This window comes from Pseudomonas sp. CK-NBRI-02, assembly GCF_008124495.1.
Lineage (GTDB): Bacteria > Pseudomonadota > Gammaproteobacteria > Pseudomonadales > Pseudomonadaceae > Aquipseudomonas > Aquipseudomonas guariconensis.
This window is the reverse complement of sequence record NZ_VSJH01000023.1, coordinates 25,059-33,678: the sequence shown is the minus strand read 5'-3', so window position 1 is coordinate 33,678 and position 8,620 is coordinate 25,059. Positions and strand designations below refer to the sequence as shown.

General features: G+C 66.7%; 9 protein-coding genes. 8 read left to right on the top strand and 1 reads right to left on the bottom strand.

The window, feature by feature from the left end; translation table 11 throughout:
* A partial coding sequence (locus tag DQ397_RS16215; protein WP_148921584.1) for a condensation domain-containing protein occupies positions 1 to 2,312 on the bottom strand: 2,312 nt, incomplete at its 3' end.
* A 254-nt stretch (positions 2,313 to 2,566) separates the two neighbouring features.
* Between DQ397_RS16215 and DQ397_RS16210 the strand changes: the two genes are divergently transcribed.
* The 8 genes from DQ397_RS16210 to DQ397_RS16175 are packed head-to-tail and all read left to right on the top strand — an operon-like array spanning position 2,567 to position 8,582.
* Complete coding sequence (locus DQ397_RS16210; protein ID WP_043214078.1) at positions 2,567 to 3,739, top strand: PepSY domain-containing protein; 1,173 nt, start codon at positions 2,567 to 2,569, stop codon at positions 3,737 to 3,739.
* Positions 3,736 to 4,269, top strand: coding sequence for a hypothetical protein (locus DQ397_RS16205; RefSeq protein WP_043214080.1), 534 nt, complete (start codon positions 3,736 to 3,738; stop codon positions 4,267 to 4,269). Before DQ397_RS16210 ends, DQ397_RS16205 begins: the two co-directional genes overlap by 4 nt.
* On the top strand, positions 4,266 to 4,583 hold the full coding sequence (locus DQ397_RS16200) for a hypothetical protein (protein ID WP_043214083.1): 318 nt from the start codon (positions 4,266 to 4,268) through the stop codon (positions 4,581 to 4,583). The genes DQ397_RS16205 and DQ397_RS16200 overlap by 4 nt, the downstream gene beginning before the upstream one ends.
* The gene (locus DQ397_RS16195) at positions 4,580 to 5,149 is read left to right on the top strand and encodes a DUF6162 family protein (RefSeq protein ID WP_043214085.1); all 570 of its coding nucleotides are present in this window, start codon (positions 4,580 to 4,582) and stop codon (positions 5,147 to 5,149) included. Before DQ397_RS16200 ends, DQ397_RS16195 begins: the two co-directional genes overlap by 4 nt.
* Positions 5,150 to 5,165: 16 nt before the next feature.
* The gene (locus tag DQ397_RS16190; protein WP_043214087.1) at positions 5,166 to 6,068 is read left to right on the top strand and encodes a metal ABC transporter substrate-binding protein; all 903 of its coding nucleotides are present in this window, start codon (positions 5,166 to 5,168) and stop codon (positions 6,066 to 6,068) included.
* On the top strand, positions 6,065 to 6,811 hold the full coding sequence (locus DQ397_RS16185; protein ID WP_043214090.1) for a metal ABC transporter ATP-binding protein: 747 nt from the start codon (positions 6,065 to 6,067) through the stop codon (positions 6,809 to 6,811). Before DQ397_RS16190 ends, DQ397_RS16185 begins: the two co-directional genes overlap by 4 nt.
* Positions 6,811 to 7,710 carry a metal ABC transporter permease gene (locus DQ397_RS16180; protein ID WP_043214092.1) on the top strand — a complete coding sequence of 300 codons (900 nt, stop codon included), beginning with the start codon at positions 6,811 to 6,813 and terminating at the stop codon, positions 7,708 to 7,710. The genes DQ397_RS16185 and DQ397_RS16180 overlap by 1 nt, the downstream gene beginning before the upstream one ends.
* Complete coding sequence (locus DQ397_RS16175; protein WP_043214094.1) at positions 7,707 to 8,582, top strand: metal ABC transporter solute-binding protein, Zn/Mn family; 876 nt, start codon at positions 7,707 to 7,709, stop codon at positions 8,580 to 8,582. The genes DQ397_RS16180 and DQ397_RS16175 overlap by 4 nt, the downstream gene beginning before the upstream one ends.
* The last annotated feature ends 38 nt before the right edge of the window (positions 8,583 to 8,620 follow it).

Genomic DNA, 8,620 nt, shown 5'->3' with positions numbered 1-8,620 from the left:
CGCAGGCTGGTGCAGGCCTGGACGCCCGGCTCATGGATGAAGGCCTGGAGCATCGAGGGCACGAAGTGCAAGGTGCTGATGCCCTGCTCGGTGATGACCTGGATCAGTTGTGCAGGGTCGCGATGGGCACCGGGCTGGGCCACCACCAGGCGCGCACCGACCATCAGCGGCCAGAAGAACTCCCACACCGACACATCGAAGCTGAACGGCGTTTTCTGCAACACGCTGTCGCACGCCTGCAGCCCATAGGCCTGCTGCATCCAGGCCAGGCGGTTGAACAACGCCTGATGGCTATTGCCAGCACCTTTGGGGCGGCCGGTGGAACCGGAGGTGTAGATCACATAGGCCAGGTTGTGGCCACTGACCTGGCAGGCGGGATCGCTGTGCGGATACCCGGCGCAGTCGGCGGCGGCACTGTCCAGGCACAAGATGCGTAGGTCGGCGTTCAGCGGCAGGCGTGTCCGCAGCGCGGTCTGGGTCAACAGCAGGTTCACACCGCTGTCTTCGAGCATGTAGGCCAGGCGTTCGGCGGGGTAATCCGGGTCCAGCGGCACGTAGGCACCGCCGGCCTTGAGGATTGCCAGCAGGCCGACCACCATCTCCAGCGAACGCTCAAGGGCAATGCCCACCAGCACCTCAGGGCCGACGCCTGCCTCGATCAGGCGATGGGCCAGGCGGTTGGCTCGGGCGTTCAGTTCGGCATAGCTCAACTGCGTACTGCCGAACACCAAGGCCGGGGCATCCGGCGTGCGCAGGGCCTGCGCCTCGATCAGGCGCTGCACGCAGGGGCCGTTTTCGTAGTGCTCGGCGGTGGCGTTCCAGCCGCGCAGCAGACGCTCGCGTTCGGCATGCCCCAGCAGCGGCAGGTCGCCCAGGCGTGCATCCGGCGCCTGGACGATGCCCTGCAGCAGGTTCAGCCAGTGCTCGCGCAAGCGCTCGATGCTGGCCTGCTCGAACAGGTCGCAGGCGTAGGTCAAGGCTGCGTGCAGGGCGCCAGACTTTTCCAGCGTGTCCAGGGCCAGGTCGAACTGGGTGGTGCGCCCACCCAACTCAAGGCGCGAGGCCTTGAGCCCGTCGGCGATGTACAACTGCTCGAGGTCGGCGACCACGGGCTGGTGGTTGTAGAGCACCTGGAACAGCGGCGAATGGGCGGCATCGCGCGAAGGCTCAAGGGCGTTGACCAGACGCTCGAACGGCAGCTCCTGGTGCGCCTGGGCGCCCAACACTGCCGTACGGACTTCAGCCAGCAGCGCGTTGAACGGCTGATCCCCACGCGGCTGGGCGCGCAGCACCTGGGTGTTGACGAACAAGCCGATCAACCCTTCGGTCTCGGCCTTGCCGCGCCCGGCGACCGGCACGCCGACACGAATGTCCTGCTGGCCGGTGTAGCGGTGCAACAGGGCCTGGAACGAGGCCAGCAGCACCATGAACAAGGTCACGCCTTGCTGCTGGGCCAGTGTGCGCAGGCCCGTGGCCAACGCAGGGTCGATGGCGAACTCCAGGCGCACGCCGCGATAACTCGGTGCGGCTGGCCGGGGAAAATCGGTCGGCAATTCCAACACCGGCTGTTCATCGCCCAGCTGGGCCGTCCAATAGTCGAGCTGGCGCTGCAACTCGCCCGCCTCCAGCCAGCTTCGCTGCCACAGGGCGTAGTCGGCGTACTGGATCGGCAGCGGCGGCAACTGGGGTACCTGGCCCGCCACGCATTGGGCGTACAGGCGGCTGAATTCGTCGATCAGCACGTTCATCGACCAGCCATCGGCGACGATGTGGTGCAAGGTGAGCAACAGCACGTGCTCATCCTCGGCCAGGCGTACCAGGCATACCCGTAGCAACGGCCCTTCCTGCAGGTCGAACGGCAGGCCCGCCTGCTGCTGGGCGATGTCTTGCAAGCGCTGCTCGCGCTCGGCGCAACCTGCAAGATCGTGGCGCTCCAGCGCCAGTGGCCCAGGCGCCTGCACGCGGGGATACCAGATGCCCTCCTCCAGGCGGAACAGCGTGCGCAGCGGCTCATGCCGCGCCACCAGCGCCTCGAAGGCCGCGCTCAGTGCGTCCAGGTCCAGCACGCCCTGTAGGCGCACCGCTCCGGGTAGGTTGTAGGCTGCGCCTTCTGGATCGAGCAACCACAACAGCCCCATGCGCTGCTGGGCGTAGGACGGCTGCGCGCAGACGATGCCCTCGACCTGCGCAGGAATGGGCAACAGCGAGAACTCCACCCCTTCTCGCGCCAAGGCCTGAAGAAACAGGCGCCGCTTGTCCAACGGCAGGGCGATAAAGCGACGGGCAAGCTTCTCGGCGTCTTCAGGTTTCATGCTGGGCGTCTTCCTAAAAGTTCATTCGTAGTGCCGGGGCACTCGCATGCAGTTAGGAACGAAACTCAATTCGGCGGATTTAGGCTCGGCGCAACGCCGCGGCCCAGAGGCTTTGAAATATTTTTTTGCATTTTGCCCCGCAGGTTTTTGCCGCTCATTCGTCACATATAGAAACGAATGCGATTCAGTCGCGAAAAGCCCGCCTGGGCCGTTGCGCGATGTCGTGGCTCATTTGCCCAACAAGACCGGTACTCATGTCGAAAAAGTCCCGCTCCAAAACCTGGTTCCTGGTGCACAGCTGGCTGGCGTTGCCCATCTGGTTCTTCGTGTTGATCGTCTGCGTGACCGGCACCCTGGCCGTGCTCAGCCAAGAAATCGTCTGGCTGGCCAACCCAGACGTGCGCGCCAGCAAGCCCCACGATGACGCCCAGCCGCTGAGCTACCAGCAGGTGCTCGACGCGATCCACCGCGCCGACCCGGCCATCGCGGTGAACTACATCAGCAAGCCGGGCGAGGCGCACTTCGCCCTCACCGCCAGCGTCACCTACCCCGACGGCACGTCACCAATCCTGTACGTGAACCCCTACACCGGAGCGATCCAAGGCAAGAGCCCGACCTTCGATTTCGAAGCCTTCACCCGCGCACTGCACGGCTGGTGGCTGGTGCCGTTCACCAACGGCTACAGCTGGGGCTGGTACCTGGTGTCCTTGCTGGGGCTGCCGCTGCTCGCCTCGCTGGTCACCGGGCTGGTGGTTTACAAGCGCTTCTGGAAAGGCTTTTTCAAGCTGCCGCGCCTGGGCCACGGTTCGCGGATCTTCTGGGGCGATCTGCACCGCCTGAGCGGGGTCTGGTCGATCTGGTTCATCGCCACCATCTCCATCACCGGCACCTGGTTCCTGATCCAGGCCACGCTGGCCGATAACCACGTGACGATTTCCAGCGAGCCGATCGTGCCGGCCATCGCCCGCGAAGACGTGCCGCGCACCGCCGACGGCCAGGCGCCCACGCCGATCAGCCTGGACGAGGCCGAGCGCGCCGCCACCGAGCGCTTCCCAGGCTTCGAGGTGACCTTCATCACCCTGCCGGGCAATGCCTACAGCCATTACTACATGGGCGGGCGCGGCTGGTATCCGCTGATGTTCGAGACAGTCAACGTCAACCCCTACAACAGCAAGGTCGAGGCTTCGTTCATGGTTTCGGACCGCTCGGCCCTGGAGTTCGTCACCGAGTCCATGCGCCCGCTTCACACCGGTGATTTCGGCGGTATCTGGGTCAAGCTGATCTGGGCCTTCTTTGGCCTGATGCTGACCTTGATGGTGCTCAGCGGCCTGTTGATCTGGACCAAGCGCACCGCCCAGGCCACCGCCGCTGCGCTCAAGCGCCAGCCCCGGGCACGCGCGGCGACCGCGTCGGAGGCCAGCCTATGAGCAAGCACACCCCACCCCAGTCGCCAGTCAAACGTTTCTGGCTGAAGTGGCGATTTCACCTGAACATCCTGCTGGTGCTGATTCCCCTCGGGCTGATGCCCAAGTACTTGCATGAAGCCTCGATGGACCGTGGCGAAATCGGCCTGGGCGAACGTGAATTGGGCGAACTGAATGCCGGCCCGTGGAGCGTGCGCCTGGCCGAGCGCTTCGACGAGGCGCCGCGCTCCGACGGCCCGGCGGGCTACTTCAAGCAGTTCAAGATCGCCCTGTGCGAGCAGTGCAGCGACATCAAGGCGGTGTACCTGCGCGTGGGCAAACCGCGCAGCCTGCGGGCAGCCGGCGCGCTGTTCGTCGGCACGCGTTATCGCATGACCGGCGAGGTCAACATTCCGCAAAAGACCCGGCCCGACGCCGAGCTGTGGCTCACCTTCGAAGGCTGGGACGGGCAGATGCACCAGGCCTCGATTCCCCTGGCCAAGGCATCGCCGGCCACCGTGGCGTGGCTTCAGAAACAAGGAGGCAAGCAATGAAACACTGGATGGGCGTCCTCGCCCTGCCCCTGCTGCTGGGCGTCGCGCTGCCTGCGCAGGCCCATAACCCCATGTGCGAATGCACCGAATCGGCCGACCAGATCACCTGCAAAGGCGGGTTCTCCGACGGCAGCGGCGCACCGGGAGTGACCCTGGACGTGATCGGCTATGACGAACAGGTGCTGCTGGCCAGCAAGCTCGGCGAAGACTCCACCCTGACCTTCAAGCGCCCCGAGGGTGAGTTCTATGTGCTGTTCGACGCAGGCCCCGGCCATGTGGTGGAAGTCGACCATGCCGACATAGGCGCGCCATGAGCCGGGCCCAGGTAGTACGCCCGGCCGGCGCCGGGCACGAGACCTTGTACGTGCTGCTCGCCGCCCTGCTGATCATCACCCTCGCCACCACGGTGGTGGTGCTGCGCGGTGAGCGCGAAGACGAAGTGGCCATCGCGGCCCACCAGATCGATGCCCGCCGCGACCTCACCGCCGCCGAGCAAGGCCTGTACACCGACCTGTGGGTAGCGGTCGAGGAGATCGCGCTGCTGCGCGAGGAAAGCGGCCAGGTCCCGGACGTGGAGGCCTTGGCCGAGGAAGGCCTGCCGCCCTTCGTGCCCGACGCCAGCAGCCAGCGCCGCGGAGGTCACCACTGGCAGCGACTGCCCAGCGGCGCCTACCTGGGCCGCAGCCAGGACGCCCAGGTGGCGGGCAGCCTGCTGCTGATCCTGCCTTCTGGCGACGGCGAACAGCCGGATGTCTGGCTGCGCCGTGACCGCAGCGCCCTGGCCCCGGACGACCTGGGCCAGACCGCGCTGATCGCCGCCGGCTGGCAGCAGGTGGTCAGCCATTACGACGCCGGGGTCACCCGCCAACACCGCCACTGAACCGAAGGATTCCCCCATGCTCCGCTTCGTCCTCACCCTGCTGTTGGCCTGCGCCTTGCCGGCCCTGGCCCTGGCCGACAACGGCAAGCCCCTGCGCATCGGCATCACCCTGCACCCCTACTACAGCTATGTGTCCAATATCGTTGGCGACAAGGCCGAGGTGGTACCGCTGATTCCGGCAGGCTTCAATCCCCATGCCTACGAGCCGCGGGCCGAAGACATCAAGCGCATCGGCACCCTGGATGTGATCGTGCTCAACGGTGTGGGCCACGATGACTTTGCCGACCGCATGATCGCCGCCAGCGAAAAACCCGACATCAAGACCATCGAGTCCAACGCCAACGTGCCGCTGCTGGCCGCCACCGGCATCGCCGCCCGGGGCGCGGGCAAGGTGGTCAACCCGCACACTTTCCTGTCGATCAGCGCGACCATCGCCCAGGTCAACAACATCGCCCGCGAGCTGGGCAAGCTCGACCCGGACAACGCCAAGGCCTACACCCAGAACGCCCGCGCCTACGCCAAGCGCCTGCGCACGCTGCGCGCCGAGGCCCTGGCCCAGGTCACCCAGGCACCGAACGCCACCTTGCGCGTGGCCACCATCCACGCCGCCTACGACTACCTGGTGCGCGACTTCGGTCTGGAAGTCACCGCCGTGGTCGAGCCGGCCCATGGCATCGAGCCGAGCCCGGCGCAGCTCAAGAAGACCATCGACCAGCTCAAGGCCTTGGATGTGCAGGTGATCTTCTCGGAGATGGACTTCCCGTCAGCCTATGTCGACACCATCCAGCGCGAAGCGGGCGTGCGCATTTACCCGCTGACCCACATCTCCTACGGCGAGTACACCCAGGACAAGTACGAGGTGGAGATGAAGCGCAACCTGGACACCGTGGTACGCGCCATCCAGGAGACCCGCACATGACCGCAGCCGCCCACCTCGGCGCCGCCTGCGGGCCGCGCATCGGGTTCGCCGGCATCGACCTGACCCTGGGGCGTACGCGCATTCTCGAAAACGTGGCCTTCAGCGTCGCCGCCGGCAGCGTGCATGCCATCGTCGGCCCCAATGGCGGCGGCAAGAGTTCGTTGATCAAGACCTTGCTTGGGCAGATGCCGCACCAGGGCCAGTTGACCCTGCACTGGCCGACCGAGCGCGAAGTGATCGGCTACGTGCCCCAGGCTCTGGAGTTCGACCGGGGCCTGCCGATGACCGTGGACGATTTCATGGCCGCCCTGTGCCAGCGTCGCCCGGCCTTCCTGGGCCTGGCCGGTCGCGTGCGGCCAGCCATCGACGCGGCCCTGGCGCGGGTCGGCATGCTCGAGAAACGCAACCGGCGCATGGGCGCCCTCTCCGGGGGCGAACGCCAGCGCGTGCTGCTGGCCCAAGGGCTGATCCCCGAACCTCAGCTGCTGGTACTCGACGAACCCATGTCGGCCCTGGACGAAGCCGGTATCCAAGTGTTCGAGCAACTGCTCACGGCCTGGCGCCAGGCGGGTACCACGGTGCTGTGGATCGAGCACGACCTTGAAGCCGTGTTGCGCCTGGCCGACCGGGTCACCGGTCTGAACCGCCAGGTGCTGTTCGACGCCCCACCCGCCCAGGCCCTCACACCGCAGCGCCTGCTTGGCCTGTTCAGCGTTCACCCTCGCAGCAGGAGCCTTGCCTGATGAGCTATGACGCCTTCCGCCAGTTGGTCCAGGCCTGGGCCACCGCTGGCTACCTGCCCGAGGCCCTGGCCTACGGGTTCGTGATCAACGCCCTGCTCGCAGGCCTGATGATCGGCCCGGTGCTGGGCGGGCTGGGCACCCTGGTGGTGGTCAAGCGCTTTGCCTTCTTTTCCGAGGCGGTCGGCCACGCGGCGCTCACCGGCGTGGCCATCGGCATCCTGCTGGGCGAGCCCTACACCGGGCCCTACGGCAGCCTGTTCGGCTACTGCCTGCTGTTTGGCCTGCTGCTCAATTTCTTGCGCAACCGCACCGGGCTCTCGCCGGACACGTTGATCGGCGTGTTCCTCTCGGTGTCCCTGGCGCTGGGCGCGAGCTTGCTGCTGATGCTGGCCGGCAAGATCAACGTACACATTCTGGAGAACGTGTTGTTCGGCTCGGTGCTCACCGTCAGCGCCCAGGACCTGGTGGTGCTGGGCATCGTCGCGCTCCTGGTCCTGGCCCTGGCCCTGCCGCTCTACAACCGCATCATGCTGGCCAGCTTCAACCCGCAACTGGCGGCGGTACGCGGGGTGGCGGTCAAGACCCTGGACTACCTGTTCGTGGTGCTGGTGACGCTGGTCACCGTGGCCTCGGTGAAGGTGATCGGGGCGATCCTGGTGGGCGCCCTGCTGGTGATTCCAGCGGCGGCGGCCCGGCTGGTCAGCCAGTCGCTCAAGGGGTTTTTCTTCCTGTCGGTGATCATCGCCACCCTGAGCACCCTGCTCGGCATCTTGCTGCCGATCGTCTTCGACCTGCCTGTGCCCTCGGGCGCGGCGATCATCCTGGTGGCCGGCGCGTGCTTCGCCCTCGCTGCCCTGGCCCGCGCCCTCGTCCCCCACCTGCAAGGAAACCCGGCATGACCCTCTCCCTCAAGCACCTGACGCTGGCCCTCGCCCTGGCCGGCGTGCCCACGCTCTCCTACAGCACCGAAGTACTCACCACGTTACCGGTCACCCACAGCCTGGCGCAGGCTCTGCTCGACGGCACCTCGGTGCAGCTCAAGCGCGCAGCACCGGCCAACTTGCCAGCCACGCGCCAGCCGTCGTACTTCAGCGGCCGGGGCGGCGCCAGTCTGCACAAGGCGGCGCAACAGGCCGACGCGGTGATCGGCGTGCGCTCGATCTGGCGCGACGACCCGCTCTACCCCATGGCCCGGCGCAGCAACATCCGTATCGTCGAGATCGATGCGGCGCGGCCGGTCGATGGTGCGCTGCCGGGCATCGCGGTCACAGGTGAAGACGCCTTCACCGCCTACCCTTGGCTCAACCCGACCAACCTCGGGCGCATGGCCGACGTGGTGGCCAATGACCTGGAGCGCCTGTCGCCGGCGGACAAAGCAAAGATCCAGGCCAACCTCACCAGCCTCAAGCGTCAGTTGCTGAGCCTGGCCGCCGAGGCCCAGACGCAGTTGGCCGAGGTCGATAACCTGAGCGTGGTGAGTTTGTCCGACCGCCTGGGTTACCTGGCCAGCGGTCTGAACCTGGATGTAGTGGAGCAACCGGTGCCCGTCCAGGACACCTGGCACGAGGCCGACCTCAAGGCCTTGGGCGACACCCTCAAGGCCCAGGACGTGGCCCTGGTGCTGCACCACCGCCAGCCCGCCCCTCCGGTGGCCGAGGCGATCAAGGCCGCGGGCGCCCGGTTGCTGGTGCTCGACAGCGACCCGGACGACACCGTCGGTGGCCTCAAGGCCAGCGTCGAGCAGGTGGTGGCCGCGTTGCGCCAAGGCTGAGCCGGCCCTTGCCGCGCGCGGCTGCGAACTTGTAACGT